This is a genomic window from Vreelandella zhaodongensis (assembly GCF_013415115.1).
Lineage (GTDB): Bacteria > Pseudomonadota > Gammaproteobacteria > Pseudomonadales > Halomonadaceae > Vreelandella > Vreelandella zhaodongensis.
The window spans coordinates 153294-171429 of sequence record NZ_JACCDD010000002.1; the positions used below are offsets into that span (position 1 = coordinate 153294).

The following is an 18136-nucleotide window of genomic DNA, read 5'->3' on the forward strand; positions in this document are numbered from 1 at the left end:
AGCCTCGGTAACTTGCCGAGGCTATTTCATTCTACAAGAGTCTCGCCGGAGAGCGCTGATGCTTGATCTTATTATTCAGGCCAGTCAGTTGGCCTTTCATCCTTACGTGTTGATGTATGTTTTTCTAGGCGTTCTGCTTGGCATCACCCTAGGTGCAATACCTGGCCTTTCAGGCGATATGGCCATCGCACTACTGCTACCTTTTGTCTTTTTCTTAGAGCCTGCCATGGCAATGGGGTTGCTGGTAGGTATTTATAAAGGCGGCTTATTTGGTGGCTCAATTTCAGCTATTTCCTTTGGCGTGCCGGGTACGCCAGGAGCGGCTGCAACAAGCATTGATGGCTATCAAGCAAAACTCAAAGGTAAACCCAGCAAAGCCCTGCATACAGCGCTGTATTCCTCTGTCATTGGCGATACCACCAGTGACTTAGTGTTAATTTTTATCGCTGTGCCTCTGGCTGCCATTGCACTGACCTTTGGCCCCATTGAGTTTTTTGCTCTTTATGCGTTTTCGTTAATTCTCATTGCTGCTCTCAGCCAAGGTATGGTCGCTAAAGGGCTTGCCGTTGCTGCCATTGGTATTTTATTGGCGATGATCGGGCGCGACCCCATCACTGGTGCGGTTCGTTTGACCTTTGGTATTCCAGGGCTTGCTGGCGGGTTAAGTCTTATACCTGTACTGATCGGTATCTTTGCGATTTCGGAAGTAGTTTTCCAAGGCGCTAAGTTGTGGCGGCGTAAAGTTGACAAGCTTATGGACGATGTCGCCGAACAGGCCAGCTTGCTTCAAGGTTATGACATTAGCAAAGACCAATTAACCTGGGCTGAGTTTAAGTCAACGCTGAAAGCGACCTATATTGGTGCAGCGGTGGGTACCTTTATTGGAGCACTCCCTGGTGCTGGCCAATCGCTTGCAGCCTTTATGAGTTACGGCTTGGCACAGCGTTTTTCCAAGCGCCCAGAAGAGTTTGGCAAAGGGTCTTTAGAGGGGATTGCCAGCGCGGAATCGGGTAATAGTGCTACCGCAGGCTCCACGTTTATTCCTCTTTTTGCCTTCGGGATTCCCGGTAGTGCGACAGCAGCTCTCTTCGGTGCCGCCTTCATTTTGATGGGCATGACACCCGGGCCAAGCCTGCTGAGTGATAATACCGAGATTATTTATGCGCTATTCTTCACGTTGATTTTTGCAAACTTAGTCAACTTGGTTCTCGGCAAACTGCTACTGCCTTACTACTCGCGCATTGCCATGATCCAGCCTGGCTATATGATCCCCGCCGTGTTTATTTTAGCGATTGTGGGTACCTACGCTGCCAATAATTCGACGATGGATGTTTGGGTATTACTCTTTGCCGGTTTGCTAGGTATTACCTTGAAGCTGTTGAGCTTCCCGTTAGCACCGTTGGTGCTTGGCTTTATTATCGGCCCAGGCGCAGAGCGAGCGCTTCGTCAGTCAATGATTATGGGGGGTGGCGACTGGTGGGTGTTAGTGAAAAGCCCCATTGCGATTGGCTTCTATATCGCTGCTTTCGCTTTGATTCTGCTCTTCACGTTGGCATTGAGGGCTAAAAAATGAACCATACTCTCATTAAGGAGCTACTGGCCGCGGCTGTTGTTTTATCGCTCGGGATCGCTGGACTGATCCATATACAGCTAGGCGCTTGGAGACCAGCGCCCTTGGTTCCCTCCTACATCATGCCGCAAACCGCTTATTACTTCTTGATTGCTTCGGGCGTCTGGATATTAGGTGCCATCGGCCTGTTCGCTATCCGCAAGCGCTTAGCCAACCTAGCACCACCTAACGCAGAGCAACATGACCTGATAGCCGTAGGAGTATCCGTGTCGGTGATGCTAATAGGCGCAGTGTTTTACTTCCTGGCAGTGCTTAACATTGGGCTAGTGGTTTCAACCGTGCTGTTTAATGCAATATTAGTTGCTGTATTGGCCCCTAATGCTTCATTAAAAACAGTGTTGATTGTTCCGCCACTGGTTGGCCTTGTCGTGTGGCTACTTTTTATCAAGTTAATCGGCATGACATTACCGACGCCCCTGCTATTTTAGCAAACGGGAATAAGCGCAATCTGAACGAGGTGTAAGCAATGTGAAGACCCCAGGAGAGATAGCACATCATCCGTTTGCAGTGATGTTTTCGACTACCTTGGTTCTCGCTTACGCCTCATTGATAGCACTCTACCCGGCTGCCATCGCGCCCGAGCTGGCTCAGTCTCTGGGAGTATCGTCTTCGGCAGTCGGGCTTCAGCTTAGCCTTATTTTCGGCGGTGCTATATTGTCATCCCTGATCGGGGGCCCCCTCACAAGACGCTTGGGGCCCTGCCGAACAAGCCAGCTGTCGCTTGGGCTGTTAGGCAGCGGCGCTCTCTTTCTCTCGGTACCCACACTACCCTCCTTTGCTATCGCTTCGTTAGTGGCTGGCCTTGGCTATGGGCTGACAAACCCTGCGGCCTCATTGCTGCTTGTCCGCTTCACACCCAGCCAGCATCGTGGGCTTATCTTTTCTATCAAACAGACAGGTGTTCCTTTAGGAGGAGTGCTGGCAGGCGCAACGGCACCGCTCATCGCTGTCACGTTAGGTTGGCAGACCGGTTTGTGGCTGTATGGCGCACTGGCTGTTGTCGGTATTTTGTTACTACAACCCAACACCTCCTACTGGGACGATCAGCGAACGCCTGGAACACCATGGCTTTCACGACCATTTACTGGGGTCGCGTTAGTATGGCAGCAGCCTTCATTACGCTATGTGGCTTTATTGAGCCTCTGTTTCGCGACAATTCAGCTTTCAATATCCGCCTTTACCGTCGCTCTGCTGGTAGAGGATATCGCGTTCAGTTTAGTGGATGCGGGGCTGGTAATGTCGGCGCTTCAGGTCAGTGGAGTACTGGGACGTATTACTTGGGGGTGGCTAGGTGATCAGTTGGGAAGCCGTTTTCTGACGCTTCTTATCATTGCAGCCACGACGGCTCTAGGCTGTATGCTGATTGCCTCTATGTCAGCGTCTTGGCCAAACATTCTGGTCGTTACTATTCTGTGCTTAACGGGCTTTGCCAGCTTAGGCTGGAATGGTGTATTTATGGCTGAGGTTGCACAACTCTCGCCAACAAACCGCGTAGCAGATGCAGCGGGGGGCTGCTTGGTATTTACCTATAGCGGCGTGCTATTCGGCTTGCCTCTGTTCGCCTCATTGCACGCTTGGCTCGGTAACTATCCCAGTGTTTTTGGTTTATTGTCTGGATTAGCCCTTGCCAGCATAGGCTTTCTTTGGCTCGCCCATTCAAACCGACACACCAGTACGTCTTAGTTATACGAATAATTCGTTTTAAAACCCGCCCATCACCAACAGCTTGCGCTGTTTGACGAAGGCGGGCTTGGAGGTATCTAAAAGAGCGACTTAACTAAGTGCTTCCAGAGACTCCTCGATAATGCTCAAGCCCTCTTCCAGCACTGCAGACGACACCGTCAGCGGCACCAGAATGCGGATGCTGTTGCCGTAGAAACCACACGAAAGAAGAATCAGGCCTTTCTCACGGGCTTTGGCACAAAGGGCGCCGGTGAGCGCTGTATCTGGCTTGCCTTCGCTATTGAGCAGTTCAAACGCCGCCATGGCGCCGAGCTGGCGGCCATGGGCAACGGCAGGGAAGCGTTCTTCCCATACCGCGAAACGTTCGGCCAGCATTTTGCCCATCTGTTCGCTGCGCGCCAGGATATCTTCTTCTTCGATCACCTCGATGACCGCCAGCGCCGCTGCGCAGGAGAGCGGGTTGCCGCTGTAGGTGCCACCCAGGGAGTTGGGGCCAGAGGCGTCCATCACTTTGGCACTACCCACAACCGCCGATAGCGGCATGCCGTTCGCCAGGCTCTTGGCGGTGGTGAGGATGTCCGCTTCAATACCGCTATGTTCGAGCGCAAACAGCTTGCCGGTACGGGCAAAGCCAGACTGCACTTCATCGGCGATCAGCAGAATGCCGTGCTCGTCACACAGCGCACGTAGCGCTTTCAGGTAATCCGGTGAGGCGATGTAGAAACCGCCCTCGCCCTGTACCGGCTCAATCACGATGGCCGCTGTACGGTGCGGGGCAATATCGGTTTTGAACAGCGTGCGAATAGCGTCTAGCGATGCTTCTTCGCTGATACCGTGCAGCGGGTTGGGGAACGGCGCGCGGAACACATCACCCGGCATCGGGCCGAAGTCATTCTTATAGGGCAGTACCTTGCCGGTCATGGCCAGCGTCATCATGGTACGGCCGTGGAAAGCACCATCGAATGTGATAATGCCTGTACGGCCAGTCGCCGCGCGGGCGATCTTCACGGCGTTTTCCAGCGCTTCAGCACCGGTATTCACCAGCATTGCTTTACGCTCGGGGCCACGCACCGGCGTCAGTTCACAAAGTTTTTGGCACAGCTGCACGTAAGGGGCGTAGGAGATCACTGCCGCGCTGGTGTGCATGACTTTTTTCAGCTGCGCTTCAACGGCGGCAACAATTTTTGGATGGCGATGGCCCAGGTTGAGCACACCAATGCCGCCCGCGAAGTCGATCCAACGGTTGCCATCGGCATCCCATAACTCGGCGTTTTCAGCGCGCTCGGCAAACTGGGTGGTAGGCGTGGCGGCACCGTTAGCCACATAGCGATTTTTCAGTTCGTTCAATTCTTGGTTATTCATCATCGTTTTCCTTATAGACCGCCAACGCAGACGTACTTCAGCTCAGTAAACTCATCCAACCCGTGATGGGAACCTTCACGCCCCAATCCGGACTCTTTTACGCCGCCAAACGGCGCTAGTTCGGTAGAAATCAGTCCTTCATTAACGCCAACCATGCCGTACTCCAACTGCTCCATGGTGTGCCAGATACGGCGATAACCCGTGGCGTAGAAGTAGGCCGCCAAGCCAAACGGCGTATCGTTGGCCATGGCAATCGCTTCTTCATCACGCTGGAAACGGAACACCGGCGCGACGGGCCCGAAAGTTTCTTCATCGGCCACCGCCATCCGGGTGGTTACGTCAGCAAGCACCGTGGGCGTAAAGAAGCGCTCACCTGCGGCGTGGGGCTTACCACCGCAGAGCAGTCGCGCGCCTTGATTCACCGCGTCGTCTACGTGGCGCTGCACTTTCTCCACCGCCGCTTGGTTAATCAGCGGGCCGATGGTGCTGCCTTGTGTTAAACCATCGCCGACCTTCAGCGCGCTAACTCGCTCGGTCAGTTTGCTGACGAACGCGTCGTAAACACCGTCCTGTACCAGGAAGCGGTTGGTACACACGCAGGTTTGCCCGGCGTTACGGAATTTTGAGGCAATCGCCCCTTCTACGGCGGCGTCCACATCAGCGTCATCAAAGACGATAAACGGCGCGTTGCCGCCCAGCTCCATAGCGGTTTTCTTCACTGTGCTAGCGCACTGAGCGAGCAGGTGTTTACCCACCGGGGTCGAGCCAGTAAACGAGACTTTACGCACCCGAGCGTCGGTGGTGAGCACTTCACCCACCGCTGCCGGTTTTGAGGCGGTAATCACGTTAATGGTGCCGGCTGGCAAGCCCGCTTCAAGCGCCAAGTAAGCCGTTGCCAACGCGGTTAACGGCGTGGCTTCGGCGGGCTTAATCACCACGGTGCAGCCTGCGGCCAAGGCCGGGGCGCACTTGCGAGTAATCATCGCTAGCGGGAAGTTCCACGGGGTAATTGCTGCCACTACGCCGACCGGCTCACGCAGCACCATTAGGCGCTTGTCCGCGCCGTGGCTGGGCAGGGTTTCCCCGGCCATACGCTTGGCTTCTTCAGCGAAAAACTCAATAAATGAGGCGCCGTAAGTCACTTCACCTTTGGCTTCCGCCAGCGGCTTGCCCTGCTCTAGAGTCATCAAGCGGGCGAGGTCGTCGGCGTGTTCATTGATCAGATCAAACCAGCGGCGCAGCAATGCCGAGCGCTGTTTTACTGGCGTTGCTCGCCAGGCTGGCCCAGCGGCATATGCCGCAGCCACTGCGTCGCGAGTGTCATCAGCACCTAAATCGGCAACGCGGGCAATCGTCTCGCCGGTAGCGGGGTTATCGACGGCAAAGGTCTGTTGGCCCTTGCGCCACTCGCCACCCACCAGGGTGGGTACTGCATCGTGTAACCACTTTTCGATAAAGCTCATCATCTTCTCCTGGTTGACAACATGACATGCACGCTAGCAGTAATGTGTTGGCAGGCGAATGCACCACTTTTACGTTCAACCAGACCACTTTTCTGTTTTACTAGCTAAACGGGGAGCATCGTGACGGTAAGAGGATACGAATGGATTGCCAGGACGTGTTACAACAGCTTGTAAAACGCTATGCTCAGCAACCTGAGCGTTTGAGTAAGCAGGTGCGGTTAGAGCAAGCCTTGAGGCAATCGGTCACCCAGGCGTGGCCGAACCAAACTCGCCTGCCATCACACCGCCAGCTGGCATTAACGTTGGGTGTTGCGCGACACACACTGTCCCGTGCCATAGCCTCGCTTATTGAGGAAGGCCTACTAACGACGTTTCATGGCAAGGGCACTTGGAGCTGTAAGAAAGAGGCGTCTGTCGCGACCACATCAACCAGCGTTCAACTTTCAAAACGCGCCCAACAAGTGTTGCGCTGGCCAGGGGCGAGTACTGTGCAAAGCGGAGCCTTTGTACCTGGCATACCGGATATTGCCCAGTTTCCAATGCGCAAGTGGCGTCAGCTCTATGCTAGCGTCACCGTGCCGCAAAATGCTTTGTTGCTGTCTTATTCCACCGGCGGTTATGGGCCGCTTAAGCGCGCTATTCGTGAATTTCTAGCGCATTGGCGCAACATCCATTGTGATACTGAACAGATCATCATCACCGACGGCACCCATAACGGCATTGAGCTATGTGCCATGGCACTGGCCGATGTAGGAGATACCGTAGCCATGGAGTCGCCCTGCTATTGGGGGGCACGCAATGTGTTTACCGCCGCGGGCTTAACGATTGAGATGGTGCCTTGGTTTCCTGATAAGGGACATGCTTTACCGAAGGTAGCTGGCAACATTTCCCTCACTTATTTGACCGGCTCTCATCACTACCCGCTCAGCGTACCTACGCGCGCTGCCCATAAGCAGCAGTTTTGCGATGCGTTATCACCCACCTACATCGTTGAAGACGATTATGAATTCACCCGCGACGATCACCCCAACCTGCTGTTTGATCCACACTCGGAGCGCCACTTGCTGGTAGGCTCATTCTCGAAGATGATGTTTCCTGGGCTGCGGCTTGGCTATTTGGTGGTGCCACGCCATTTGGCAGGCCCAATGAACCGCCTACGCAGCGAGCTATTTCGCGAAGGCCGTATGCTGGACCAAGCTGTACTGGCGCAGTTTATTTTTGATGGCGACCTAGATGTATGGTGCCGCCGCATTCAGCGCGACTATTTAGGTCGGCAGCAGGTGCTGCACGACCAGCTTAGTTCACTGCCCAACGTACAGAGTGTGTCACCCCCGACTAGCGCGATCAGCCTGTGCGTTGAGTTTGAATCAGGGGTTAATGATGTGGCGTTGGCCCAGGCGCTGCTCAAAGAGCACCTGATAGTGCGGCCACTCAGCACGGTATGCACTGAGACAGATCCACGAGTTGGCTTGGTGATGGGCGTCGGCATGCTCTCAGGGGAAACGTTGGTACGTGAAGCCCAGCGGCTGCGTCGCTGCTTAGAAAGGCTGCTACGTTAAGCGCTATTCATAACCACCCATTGGCTTACAACAATCTATTCGCAAGGACTTTTTCATGTTCCGCCCTGTTAATGGCTTTACTGTTTCTGCCCACTTGAAGGTTTCCAGCTTGAGAGCGTTGCGCCTGTGGACGGTGCTGGGCATCGTGCTACTGCTGTCGGGTTGCGCCACGTTCTCGCCAAGCCCACCTGAAGACCAAAGTAATATTTGTGAAATCTTTCGTGAGCAGCCAAGTTGGTACGGCTACGCGCGGGAGTCAGAGGAAAAGTGGGGAACGCCTATCGCTACCCAGATGTCGTTTATCCAACAGGAGTCTTCCTTTCGCAGCCATGCGCGCCCAGACCGCAAATACTACCTAGGCTTTATTCCCGGCCCCCGCCCCTCATCCGCGAGAGGCTACGCCCAGGCACAAGACCCCGTATGGGGCGAATATCGTGACCAAGCAGGCAGCATGTTTGCACGCCGCTCTCATATGAAACATGCCACTGACTTTATTGGCTGGTATAACCGCCGCTCTCAGCAGCAGGCCGGCATCTCGCTCAGCAACCCTGAACACCTCTACTACGCTTACCATGAAGGTGCAGGCGGCTATCAACGGGGCACCTATCGCAACAAACCTCATGTACTGCGTGCCGCCAATCAAGTCACTAGTCGTGCCAATCGCTACCAGGCACAGCTCAATAGCTGCGAAGCTGAGTTCCAGTGCCCCAGGTTTTATCAAGTCTGGCCATTTTGTCGTAGTAATTGAACTGCCATCTTGACACTGAATAAACTATTTTTTGTATAAAGCCTTGGCAAGGAGCCGCTTTATAGCGCAAGGCTGCACTCAACATCAGACAAGCAATAAGTGCAGCCACTTTCAGCTTGAGCAGCGATAACCAAACCAACGCTGTCAGAACGCCTCACCAGGTGTCGCACAACTCACAATTTTGCAATCTACGTCGCCAATATTACGAAAGCGGTGCGGTACGTTGGTTTTGAAATAGTACGACTCCCCCACCCCCAGACACCGCACCGAGGAACCTACCGTCAGCTCGATTTCCCCCTCCAGCACAACACCAGCTTCCTCACCGTAATGGGCGATCATTTCTTTGCCGGTATCCGTTCCTGGTGGGTAGCACTCGATCAAAAATGCCAGCCCTCGGTTAGGCCGATTAGCGCCTACCAGCTTTAAAGTGACATCACCTGAACCAATATCCACCAACTCGTCAGCGGTGTAGAAAATCTGCTCCTGATTATCAAGATCCATGGTGAAGAAATCCCCGACGCTAATCGCAAAGGCATTGAGAATTTTCTTCAGGGAGCTAACAGACGGGCTTACCTTGCCCTGTTCAATCAACGACAAACTGGAGTGCGTTACTCCACACTGCTTTGCCAGCTCACGCTGTGAAATCCCACGCAGCTTGCGCAAGGAGCGCAGTCGCTCGCCTACGTCATCCGTCATGCCTGATTAACCCCCTACAGTGAGTATTCGATGATTCGATTTGCCGACAATGCAATGTATCGATAAAACGGCGCCTATCATAGCGCAAAAAAAGCCCCACCATGGTGGGGCAAACTTTCAATCCGAACACACTCTACAGGCTTTCAATCAATGCCCCTTCACACATTGACGGTTAATCAAGCTCTGGAGGCAGTCAACTCGGCAGCTGGTACATCCTGCTCGGGCTCATCTTCGTAAGCGATCCGGAAACCGGTAAAGCCGTAAAGGATGGCAAACAGCGGGCTTAACAATGCTAGAAACGCATAGGGCGCGTAGCTGAAAGCGCTGACCCCAAGGGTGGCAAACATAAAGGCACCACAGGTATTCCAGGGCACCAGCGGTGATGTCATGGTGCCCGCATCTTCCACCGTGCGCGATAGGTTCTTCAGTTTGAGCGAGCGACGTTTGAACTCGCTGGCGTACATGCGCGCAGGCAAAATAATGCTCAAATACTGATCGCACCCGACCACATTGGCAGCCATGGCCGTTGTCACCGTCGTTGCAATCAGGCTCCCAGTGGTCTTGGCCAGCTTGAGCAGACTTTCTACAATCGTGCGGAAAAAGCCTGCTGACTCAAGAATGCCACCAAAACTCATCGCAATAATGATCAGCGAAACCGTCCACATCATGGCGCTAACGCCGCCGTTGGTCAGCAGCTCATCCACCGCTTCATTGCCAGTATCTACCGCGTAACCATCCACAAAAATAGCGAAGCTATCGCTCAGTGGTACGCCCTGAATCACAATCGCGCAGATAAACCCCATCAATGAGCCGACTGACAGTGCGGGGATAGCTGGCACCTTCTTCACCATCATCACAATCACCAACGCTGGTACTAGCAGTAGCCAGGGGCTGATGATAAATAGCTCATTCAAGTTCTGCTGCAACTCGACCACTTGCGTAACTCCGTCGCCGGAGGGTGCCATGTTCAGGCCGATAATGGTGTACAGCACCAGCGCCACGGAGATTGCCGGAACAGTGGTATAGAGCATGTACCGAATATGTTCAAAGAGATCGACACCGACAACACCCGACGCCATGTTAGTGGTTTCCGAAAGAGGAGAAATCTTATCGCCGAAATACACCCCTGAGATCACCGCCCCAGCCACCATGGCAGGGTTAATACCCAGCCCTTCACCGACCCCCATCAACGCGATACCAATGGTGCCTGCAGCTGTCCAGGCGTTACCACCCGCCAGCGATACCACGCAACATATCAAACAGGCTGCCACGAGAAAGTAGCCTGGAGCCAAAATGCTGAGACCATAATAGATCATGGTGGGTACAACCCCACCTGCAATCCAGTAGCCTATAATCGTGCCAATAATCAGCAGGATCACTATCGCTTGGGTGGTCAGTCCAATCGAGCGCATGATGCCTGTTTCAAGTTGTTTCCAGCGACAGCCTGTCGCCAGTGCAACACCGGCCGCAACCACCGCACTCAGAAATAGCGGTAAGTGCGGATCAGTTTCGAAATAGCCGATAAGCAATCCCAGTGATGCTGCCATAAACACAATGGGTATCATGGCTGCTTTTAGGCTAGGGCGTGGTGTTTCGTGGTCTTCCTTAGCGGTACTATCGGTCGACATAGTGTCCTCACTTAATGTTGGCTTGTTATTGATGCTGTCGATGCTATTTGTGCTGTTATTGTTTGCGTGTTGCTCAACGGTTTTTAGACAAGGGGATACCACCGCCAGGCCCCACAGCTCTGCTGTGACGCTTGGCGTAGCTGTTGAATCAAATCCAGAAGACGTTACGTTAAGGCGTTGCTCTTCGCCCCGAGCTCAGGCATATCAGGCGTTCAGCGACATCCACACCGTTTTCACTTCGCAGTACTTCTCCTGCGCATGAAGCGATTTATCGCGCCCGTTGCCCGACTGTTTGACGCCACCAAAAGGTACCGTTTGATCGACTCCGGCCCAGTTGTTCACATACACCTGACCGGACTGAAGACGCCTAGAAACACGCATAATCCGGTCGATATCCTGGCTCCAGACGCCCGCTGCCAGGCCATAGTCGCTGTCGTTGGCCAGGGCAATCGCCTGTTCTTCACTGTCGAAGCCAAACACACTTAACACCGGCCCAAAAATCTCTTCACGACCGATACACATCTCAGGGGTAACATCGTCAAATATGGTGGGTGGTAGGAAATACCCCTTGGAGGCACTGGCTTCACCGCCCAGTTTTAATGTCGCGCCTTCGCTTACTCCCTGGCGAATATAGTCGAGTACACGCTGGTATTGCGCCTCATCGACCATGGCGCCCATAAAGCTGTCCGGGTCGAGAGGGTCACCCGGCTGCATTTGCTCGGCGGCTTTTACGACACGGGCGACAAAGTCCTCACGAATGCTGTTTTCCACTAGCAAACGTGAACCGGCGATACAGACTTCACCCTGGTTGTGGAAGATCGCGACGGCAGCATTTTTGGCCACCGCATCAAGCTGTTGGCAGTCGGCAAAAACGATGTTGGGACTTTTACCACCGCACTCCAGAAACACCCGTTTCAGGTTGGATTGCCCAGCGTATTGCATCAACTGTTTACCCACACCAGTGGAGCCGGTAAAGGCCAAACAATCCACGTCCATGGACAGTGCCAGCGCTTTGCCCACCGTATGGCCATACCCCGGCAGCACCTGGAAGACACCATCGGGAATACCCGCTTCCTGGGCAAGGTGCGCCAAGCGCAGCGCTGACAAAGGAGATTTTTCTGAGGGTTTAAGGATGACGCTGTTGCCCGCGGCCAGCGCTGGAGCAATCTTCCAGGAGGTCATCATGAGCGGGAAATTCCATGGCACAATGGCCGCCACTACGCCCATCGGCTCACGTAGCACCAGCCCTAGCGTAGTATCGCCAGTCGGTGCCACCTCGCCGTAAAGCTTATCGATACACTCTGCCTGATAGCGCAAGCAGGCAACGGTGCCCGCTAAATCGCCAAGCGAGCTGGAAATCGGCTTTCCCATATCCAGGGTGTCCAAGAGTGCCAGTTCGTGACGGTGAGCACTCACCAACTCCGCCAAACGCAGCAGTACACGCTTGCGCTTGCCAGGCTCACAACGCGACCAGCTCCCCCCTTCAAACGCTGCGCGAGCCGCCTGGATGGCTCGTTCGGCATCTGGTGCATCGCAGCTAGCCACTTCTGCTAGCGTTTCGCCCGTGGCGGGGTTGATGCTGGTCAGCGTGCTGCCATCTGCGGCTGCGACAAACTCACCATTAATGAAAGCGCGCGTTTCAAAGCTCAGCGACGCTGCTTTTGATTGCCAGTCGGCCAGGGTGTTCGGTGTATCTGCCGCCATTATGCACTCTCCATAGGGTGTGTTATCGCCAGCTTTTCAGCGGTTTTATCAAGCGCCAAGCGCGCTTTGCTGATCAATTCGTCGATTTCATTGCGGGTGATAATCAACGGTGGAGAGATCACCATGGTATCGCCCACTGAACGCATCACTAAGCCGTTGTCAAAGCACAAGTCACGGCACACATTGCCTGCGGCAAGGGATTTGTCGAAGCGCTCGCCAGTAGCCTTGTTGGCCACCAGCTCCAGCGCGCCAATCAGGCCCAGCGAACGAGCCTCCCCCACCAGCGGATGTTCAGCTAGCTCCTGCCAGCGTTTAGCCAGGTAAGGCCCCAGTTCATCGCGGACGTTTTCGACCACCCGTTCATTTTCTAGCAGTTCCAGGTTTTTAAGTGCTACGGCTGCGCAAACGGGGTGACCGGAATAGGTAAAGCCGTGAAAGAACTCACCACCGTCTTCGATCAATGTATCAGCCACACGATCCCCTACCAGCACGGCGCCAATGGGCAGATAGCCCGACGACAATCCCTTAGCAATCGGCATCAAATCTGGCTTGAGTCCATAGTGATTACTGCCAAACCACTCGCCTAAACGGCCGAAGCCGCAAATGACTTCGTCAGCAATCAGCAAAATATCGTACTTGGCCAGCACGTCTTTCACTGCGGGCCAATAGCTGTCCGGCGGAATGATTGCACCGCCTGCGCCCTGCACCGGTTCCGCAATAAAGGCAGCTACCTTATCTTCACCCAACGCCAGAATTTGCTCTTCCAACGCTTGAGCACACTGCTTGCCAAAGGCTTCCTGACTTATATCACGCCCTTCGCCAAACCAGTAAGGCTGGGAAATATGCGTAATTCCCGGCACGCAGGGTCCCCCTTGGTCATGCATGGGCGTCATGCCGCCAAGACTCATGCCTGCCACCGTAGAGCCGTGATAGCCATTTTCCCGCGAGATGATCCACTGCTTGTCTGGCTTGCCCTTGATCGCCCAATAGCGACGCACCATACGCAGCACAGTGTCGTTAGCTTCAGAACCCGACCCTGTAAAGAACACATGGTTAATATGTTCAGGGGCCAGCTCACTCAGCTTAGCAGCCAGCTTTACTGCAGGCGGGTGAGTGGTCTTGAAAAAGTTGTTGTAGTACGGAAGTTCCTGCATCTGCGCAGTAGCGGCATCGATCAACTCCTGTCGACCATAACCGAGATTCACACACCACAAGCCTGCCATACCATCAAGAATGCGATTGCCCTGGCTGTCGTGAATGTACACCCCGTCAGCGTGGGTGATGATACGTGTCCCTTCTTCACTGAGTGATTTAAAATCAGTAAACGGGTGGAGGTGGTGCTGGCGATCCAGCATTTGGTAATCTTGGGTCTGCATAGGTCAGTTCCTGATCAAGTCGTTGCCGCAAGCATTCAGCAGGCAGCAAACTGTGCGTCGCGTTGGGTGCGGTGCTGACGACAGGCCGTCGCAAAGCCCTGAAACAGTGCGTCATAAAAGGGGTGTTCTTTGGGGCGCCACTCCGGATGCCACTGAACAGCCAGCGCGAACGCTGCAGCATCGCGCACGGAAACCGCTTCAACCAACCCATCTGGCGCCCAAGCTTCTGCCTCCAAACCTGGCGCGAGCTGGTCAATACCCTGCTGGTGCAACGAGTTCACCTCGGTATGCTCACCGCTATACAGCGCCGCCAGAGCGCCACCCGAGCGAAGTGTCACTTTGTGGGAAGGTGCATAATGGCCCGCTTTATCGTCAGCGGTCGGTTCACGGTGGTCGAGCATACCTGGTAGCGTTTGTACGGCTTGGTGCAGCGTGCCTCCAAAGGCAACGTTCATTTCCTGAAACCCGCGGCAAATGCCAAATAGGGGCAACGCCTGGCGTATCGCCTCATGCACCCAGCCAAGTGCTACTTCATCACGTCGTGCATCGTCACGGGTATTTTCTGGTGCGCGTTCGGCACCATAGCGGCCAGGAGCAACGTTGGTGTAGCTGCCGGTTAACATCAAGCCATCCAAGCTGCCCAACAGAGCGACGGCCTGCTCGGCACGCTGCTCAGGCGTCAACATATCGGCGGCTAACACAGGAAGAATCACCGGCGTGACGCCGTACTGGTAGAGCGCCTCCAGGTATTTGTCGGTTACCATCTGAGCGGAGTGGCCTTCCACTTCTCGACAACAGGCGATAACACCCACCAATGGGCGTGGAGAATGAATTGCTTGCATAGTAAATACACTTTGTCGGTTGTTATGTTTTATTCAACGCTCACCTCAACATAGCGCGGCTTGTTTTATTTTCCAACACCAAAACGTGTTTTTTGTAGAAAAAAAACAACAAGACGTTGATAAATATAGATATAAAATATCTACAAAAAATGAAGAAAGAAAAAACACAACATTTTTGTTATTAAATATTTGACACTTCCAACAACCGAGGCAAGGATACTGTTAGCGAAATCACTACCATTGAGTCACAACCAACACAGCACAAAAACAAGGGTTAACGTATGTCTTCCGCCCATAATGCTCATAATGAAGCCTGCGCTTTTCTAGATCGCCACCCAGATATCACCAGCATTGACCTGTTGATCAGCGACCTAAATGGCGTCATTCGTGGTAAACGCATCCCGATCGACAACCTCAGCAAGGTATTCGAAAAAGGCATCTACCTGCCTGCCTCTGTGTTTGCACTGGATATCAACGGCAACACCGTAGAGGAAACCGGGTTGGGGCTATCCAGCGGCGATGGCGACCGCCTTTGTCACGCTATTCCCGGCACACTTCACGCGGTTCCTTGGTTAAATAACAAGCACTACGGCCAGCTCTTAATGACCATGGAAGAAATGGATGGCACACCTTTTTTTGCCGATCCGCGACAAATTTTGCGGCGTATTCTCGGACAGTTTTCAGCGCTTGGCTTAACCCCAGTCGTTGCTCTAGAGCTGGAATTTTATCTGGTCGATCGGCAGCGGTGCGAAGGCAACTTGATCCAGCCACCGCACTCCCCGTGTAGCGGAGAAAGGGCCACTCAAAGCCAGCTTTATTCGGTGTTAGAGCTGGACGAGTACGCCGAGTTTATCGGTGATTTGCAGAGTGCCGCCCAGGCGCAGGGGCTGCCGCTGGATACCATTCTTAAGGAGTGCGCACCGGGTCAGTTTGAAGCTAACCTAATTCACACGGATGACGCCCTGAGCGCCTGTGACTATTCGGTGCTGCTTAAGCGGCTGATCAAGGGGGTGGCATTGCAGCATGGCTTTGAAGCTACCTTTATGGCCAAGCCTTACGGCCAGGAAGCCGGTAGCGGCACCCATGTTCACGTCAGCCTGCTGGATGAGAACGGGAAAAATATCTTTGCCGAAAACGGTGATGACCCACTGGAAAGCAAAGCGCTGCAACACGCAGTGGGCGGATTGCTCGAATTGATGCCGGACTCCATGGCGCTCCTGGCACCCAACCTCAATTCATTCCGCCGTTTTCAGGAAGGGCTCTACGTACCTATGGCACCTACCTGGGGGTATGACAACCGCTCCGTGGCAGTGCGCGTTCCCGCCGGCTCGAAAGACGCACGGCGCGTCGAACATCGCGTGGCTGGGGCGGACGTTAACCCCTACCTACTACTAGCGACTGTGCTGGCATCCATCCACTACGGCCTGACCCAACAACGCCAGCCCGCCGCCCCTATTATCGGCAATGCCTATGACCAGATCCCCCCCCAGTTAACCAATAGCTGGACTCAAGCACTGCATCTTTTGGACACCAGCCACGTACTCGGCGAACTACTTGGTACTGACTTCATCCATGTATTCACCGCCAACCGCCACGCCGAACGTGCGGAAGCTATGCGTGAAGTCAGCACCATGGAATACGACTGGTACCTGCGTCACGTATAAGCAGCCAGACCGTTGATAGAAAAGAGGGAGGCGCACGCCTCTCTCTCTCGTCATCTCTCTCTCGTCATCTCTCTCTCGTCATCTCTCTCTCGTCATCTCTCTCTCGTCATCTCTCTCGTCATCTCTAGCTGCCTTGCCCTGGCATTTCGCCTTTCGATGCGTTTTTTATTCCGTGTGCCCCGTAAGCGTCTGTGGCAAATAAAAACGGGCAGACACACTTATGCCCCCCGCTTCCAAGCAACCATCCAATTAACCGGCGCTACACCGCCAGCCGGTCACGCATGGCGTAGAACCAAGCCCCCATCGCGGAAAGTGGCACGCGTAGCAAACGTCCACCAGGCATTGGCAGGTGGGAAATCTGCGCAAAGGCTTCAAAACGCGCCTCTTCGCCGCTAATCGTTTCAGCTACCAACTTGCCCGCCAGATGAGAGCAAGTCACCCCGTGGCCAGAGTAACCCTGGGCATAGTAAACATTGCTGTTAATACGCCCGAACTGGGGCAAGCGGTTGAGCGTCAGCAGAAAATTACCGCTCCAGGCGTAATCAACGCGGACATCGCCAAGCTCAGGGAAAGTCGTCAGCATTTTAGACCGAATAGCCGCCTCAATACTGGCGGATTGCTGCCCACCATAGTTAACACCACCGCCATACAGCAGCCGGTTATCAGCGGTCAGGCGATAGTAATCCAGTAGATAATTACAATCTTCTACCGCTTTATCCTGAGGCAGCAAGCGCGCGGCTAACTCTGAAGACAGTGGCTCAGTGGTAATGATCTGAGTACCACACGGCATGGATTTTTGCTCCAGCTTAGGCAGCAGCCCTTGCATATAGGCATTACCCGCCATTACGACCCGCTGGGCGGTTACTCGTCCCTTGGGGGTATGCAGCGTTACCGGCTCGCCATGTTCCACTTGTGTCACGGGCGAGTGTTCAAAAATCTTGCCACCCAACGCCTCCAACGCTGCCGCCTGCCCTAGCACCAGATTAAGAGGGTGAAGATGCCCACCAGAGTGATCCACCAACGCCCCCACATAGCGTTCGCTGCCGATCTCTCGCCTGACCTCTTTGCCTTCCAGAAGCTCCAGCTGCTGATGGCCGTAGCGCTCCCACAAAGCTTTTTGCTCCTTTAAGCCTTCCCACTGTTTCTTGTTGCAGGCAGCAAACAGGTTGCCTTCTTTTAGGTCGCAGTCGATCTGATACTTTTCAATGCGCTGACGGATAATCTGGTTACCCTCAAATGCCATGGCACCCAGCGCCCGAGCGGTATCAGCGCCATTTTGTTTCTCGATAACATCCATATCACGGCTATAGCTATTAACGATCTGCCCCCCGTTGCGACCAGATGCCCCGAAACCAATCGCCACGCTTTCTAGCACTACCACTCGATGGCCGCGCTCCGCCAAATGCAGCGCTGCTGAGATCCCCGTAAATCCAGCCCCCACCACACAGACATCACATTCAACATCGCCACTCAGCGCTGGCCTTTGCGGCCCAGCATTAGCCGATGCCGCGTAGTAAGAGGCCACATGGCCAGAAGACACTTGAGATTGCATTCTCCGCTCCTATTGTTGATTATTTTAAACAATCGATCATATCTATCACCGCATGAATTCGCAACCCGCGGCATTTTCAAAAAAACAATGTTGCTTAAAACGCAACACTAATCAATTAAAGGGCACCCAACCAAGGCCGGTTTAGCGAGCCTATCAAATACCATTCTGAAACGACTTAGATTTATGGCTTGCGTTGAGGAAGACAGCCGACTCCCTACGCAAATGGGCG

At 54.0% G+C, this 18136-nt stretch carries 14 protein-coding genes; 6 read left to right on the top strand and 8 right to left on the bottom strand.

Annotation, left to right across the window (positions count from 1 at the left end; translation table 11 throughout):
• Positions 1-58 precede the first annotated feature (58 nt).
• Genes HZS79_RS04190 through HZS79_RS04200 form a run of 3 tightly spaced genes read left to right on the top strand, consistent with a single transcriptional unit; the run spans position 59 to position 3313 of the window.
• The gene (locus HZS79_RS04190; protein WP_162217097.1) at positions 59-1573 is read left to right on the top strand and encodes a tripartite tricarboxylate transporter permease; all 1515 of its coding nucleotides are present in this window, start codon (positions 59-61) and stop codon (positions 1571-1573) included.
• Positions 1570-2058 (top strand): hypothetical protein, encoded by a 489-nt coding sequence (locus HZS79_RS04195; RefSeq protein WP_162217096.1) that lies wholly within the window; start codon positions 1570-1572, stop codon positions 2056-2058. Before HZS79_RS04190 ends, HZS79_RS04195 begins: the two co-directional genes overlap by 4 nt.
• A gap of 40 nt (positions 2059-2098) precedes the next feature.
• Positions 2099-3313 carry an MFS transporter gene (locus HZS79_RS04200; RefSeq protein WP_162217095.1) on the top strand — a complete coding sequence of 405 codons (1215 nt, stop codon included), beginning with the start codon at positions 2099-2101 and terminating at the stop codon, positions 3311-3313.
• Positions 3314-3403: 90 nt separating this feature from the next.
• Here HZS79_RS04200 and gabT read toward each other — a convergent pair whose 3' ends face one another.
• Entirely contained in the window at positions 3404-4675 is a 1272-nt protein-coding gene (gene gabT, locus HZS79_RS04205) for a 4-aminobutyrate--2-oxoglutarate transaminase (protein ID WP_162217094.1), read from the bottom strand.
• An 11-nt stretch (positions 4676-4686) separates the two neighbouring features.
• Positions 4687-6138: an NAD-dependent succinate-semialdehyde dehydrogenase gene (locus HZS79_RS04210; RefSeq protein ID WP_179927132.1), complete on the bottom strand. Its 1452-nt coding sequence runs from the start codon at positions 6136-6138 to the stop codon at positions 4687-4689.
• A gap of 140 nt (positions 6139-6278) precedes the next feature.
• On the opposite strand from HZS79_RS04210, the gene HZS79_RS04215 reads away from it, so the two are divergent.
• Together HZS79_RS04215 and HZS79_RS04220 are read left to right on the top strand one after the other, a co-directional pair.
• A complete protein-coding gene (locus HZS79_RS04215) occupies positions 6279-7697 on the top strand; it encodes an aminotransferase-like domain-containing protein (RefSeq protein ID WP_179927133.1) in 1419 nt (472 codons plus the stop codon).
• A gap of 55 nt (positions 7698-7752) precedes the next feature.
• The gene (locus tag HZS79_RS04220) at positions 7753-8445 is read left to right on the top strand and encodes a transglycosylase SLT domain-containing protein (protein WP_238401337.1); all 693 of its coding nucleotides are present in this window, start codon (positions 7753-7755) and stop codon (positions 8443-8445) included.
• A 144-nt stretch (positions 8446-8589) separates the two neighbouring features.
• Here the strand turns inward: HZS79_RS04220 and HZS79_RS04225 are convergent, their stop codons facing one another.
• From HZS79_RS04225 to HZS79_RS04245, 5 genes are all read right to left on the bottom strand, one after another.
• Positions 8590-9141, bottom strand: a complete 552-nt coding sequence (locus tag HZS79_RS04225) for a cupin domain-containing protein (protein ID WP_162217091.1) — start codon at positions 9139-9141, stop codon at positions 8590-8592.
• Between the two features lie 176 nt (positions 9142-9317).
• Positions 9318-10769 carry a Na+/H+ antiporter NhaC gene (gene nhaC, locus HZS79_RS04230; protein ID WP_162217090.1) on the bottom strand — a complete coding sequence of 484 codons (1452 nt, stop codon included), beginning with the start codon at positions 10767-10769 and terminating at the stop codon, positions 9318-9320.
• A gap of 204 nt (positions 10770-10973) precedes the next feature.
• Positions 10974-12473: an aldehyde dehydrogenase gene (locus tag HZS79_RS04235; protein WP_162217089.1), complete on the bottom strand. Its 1500-nt coding sequence runs from the start codon at positions 12471-12473 to the stop codon at positions 10974-10976.
• Positions 12473-13849 (bottom strand): aspartate aminotransferase family protein, encoded by a 1377-nt coding sequence (locus HZS79_RS04240; RefSeq protein WP_162217088.1) that lies wholly within the window; start codon positions 13847-13849, stop codon positions 12473-12475. The genes HZS79_RS04235 and HZS79_RS04240 overlap by 1 nt, the downstream gene beginning before the upstream one ends.
• Positions 13850-13884: 35 nt before the next feature.
• A complete protein-coding gene (locus HZS79_RS04245) occupies positions 13885-14691 on the bottom strand; it encodes a gamma-glutamyl-gamma-aminobutyrate hydrolase family protein (RefSeq protein ID WP_162217087.1) in 807 nt (268 codons plus the stop codon).
• 281 nt (positions 14692-14972) lie between these two features.
• On the opposite strand from HZS79_RS04245, the gene HZS79_RS04250 reads away from it, so the two are divergent.
• On the top strand, positions 14973-16355 hold the full coding sequence (locus tag HZS79_RS04250; RefSeq protein ID WP_179927134.1) for a glutamine synthetase family protein: 1383 nt from the start codon (positions 14973-14975) through the stop codon (positions 16353-16355).
• Positions 16356-16614: 259 nt separating this feature from the next.
• On the opposite strand, the gene HZS79_RS04255 is transcribed toward HZS79_RS04250, so the two are convergent.
• A complete protein-coding gene (locus HZS79_RS04255) occupies positions 16615-17907 on the bottom strand; it encodes an NAD(P)/FAD-dependent oxidoreductase (RefSeq protein WP_179927135.1) in 1293 nt (430 codons plus the stop codon).
• Positions 17908-18136 lie beyond the last annotated feature (229 nt).

What these genes read in the sequence shown, in the direction of transcription:
- HZS79_RS04190 (WP_162217097.1), top strand. Translation starts at nt 59, where the DNA reads ATGCTTGATCTTATTATTCAGGCCAGTCAGTTGGCCTTTCATCCTTAC.
- HZS79_RS04195 (WP_162217096.1), top strand. Translation starts at nt 1,570, where the DNA reads ATGAACCATACTCTCATTAAGGAGCTACTGGCCGCGGCTGTTGTTTTA.
- gabT (WP_162217094.1), bottom strand. Translation starts at nt 4,675, where the DNA reads ATGAATAACCAAGAATTGAACGAACTGAAAAATCGCTATGTGGCTAAC.
- HZS79_RS04210 (WP_179927132.1), bottom strand. Translation starts at nt 6,138, where the DNA reads ATGAGCTTTATCGAAAAGTGGTTACACGATGCAGTACCCACCCTGGTG.
- HZS79_RS04215 (WP_179927133.1), top strand. Translation starts at nt 6,279, where the DNA reads ATGGATTGCCAGGACGTGTTACAACAGCTTGTAAAACGCTATGCTCAG.
- HZS79_RS04220 (WP_238401337.1), top strand. Translation starts at nt 7,753, where the DNA reads ATGTTCCGCCCTGTTAATGGCTTTACTGTTTCTGCCCACTTGAAGGTT.
- HZS79_RS04225 (WP_162217091.1), bottom strand. Translation starts at nt 9,141, where the DNA reads ATGACGGATGACGTAGGCGAGCGACTGCGCTCCTTGCGCAAGCTGCGT.
- nhaC (WP_162217090.1), bottom strand. Translation starts at nt 10,769, where the DNA reads ATGTCGACCGATAGTACCGCTAAGGAAGACCACGAAACACCACGCCCT.
- HZS79_RS04235 (WP_162217089.1), bottom strand. Translation starts at nt 12,473, where the DNA reads ATGGCGGCAGATACACCGAACACCCTGGCCGACTGGCAATCAAAAGCA.
- HZS79_RS04240 (WP_162217088.1), bottom strand. Translation starts at nt 13,849, where the DNA reads ATGCAGACCCAAGATTACCAAATGCTGGATCGCCAGCACCACCTCCAC.
- HZS79_RS04245 (WP_162217087.1), bottom strand. Translation starts at nt 14,691, where the DNA reads ATGCAAGCAATTCATTCTCCACGCCCATTGGTGGGTGTTATCGCCTGT.
- HZS79_RS04250 (WP_179927134.1), top strand. Translation starts at nt 14,973, where the DNA reads ATGTCTTCCGCCCATAATGCTCATAATGAAGCCTGCGCTTTTCTAGAT.
- HZS79_RS04255 (WP_179927135.1), bottom strand. Translation starts at nt 17,907, where the DNA reads ATGCAATCTCAAGTGTCTTCTGGCCATGTGGCCTCTTACTACGCGGCA.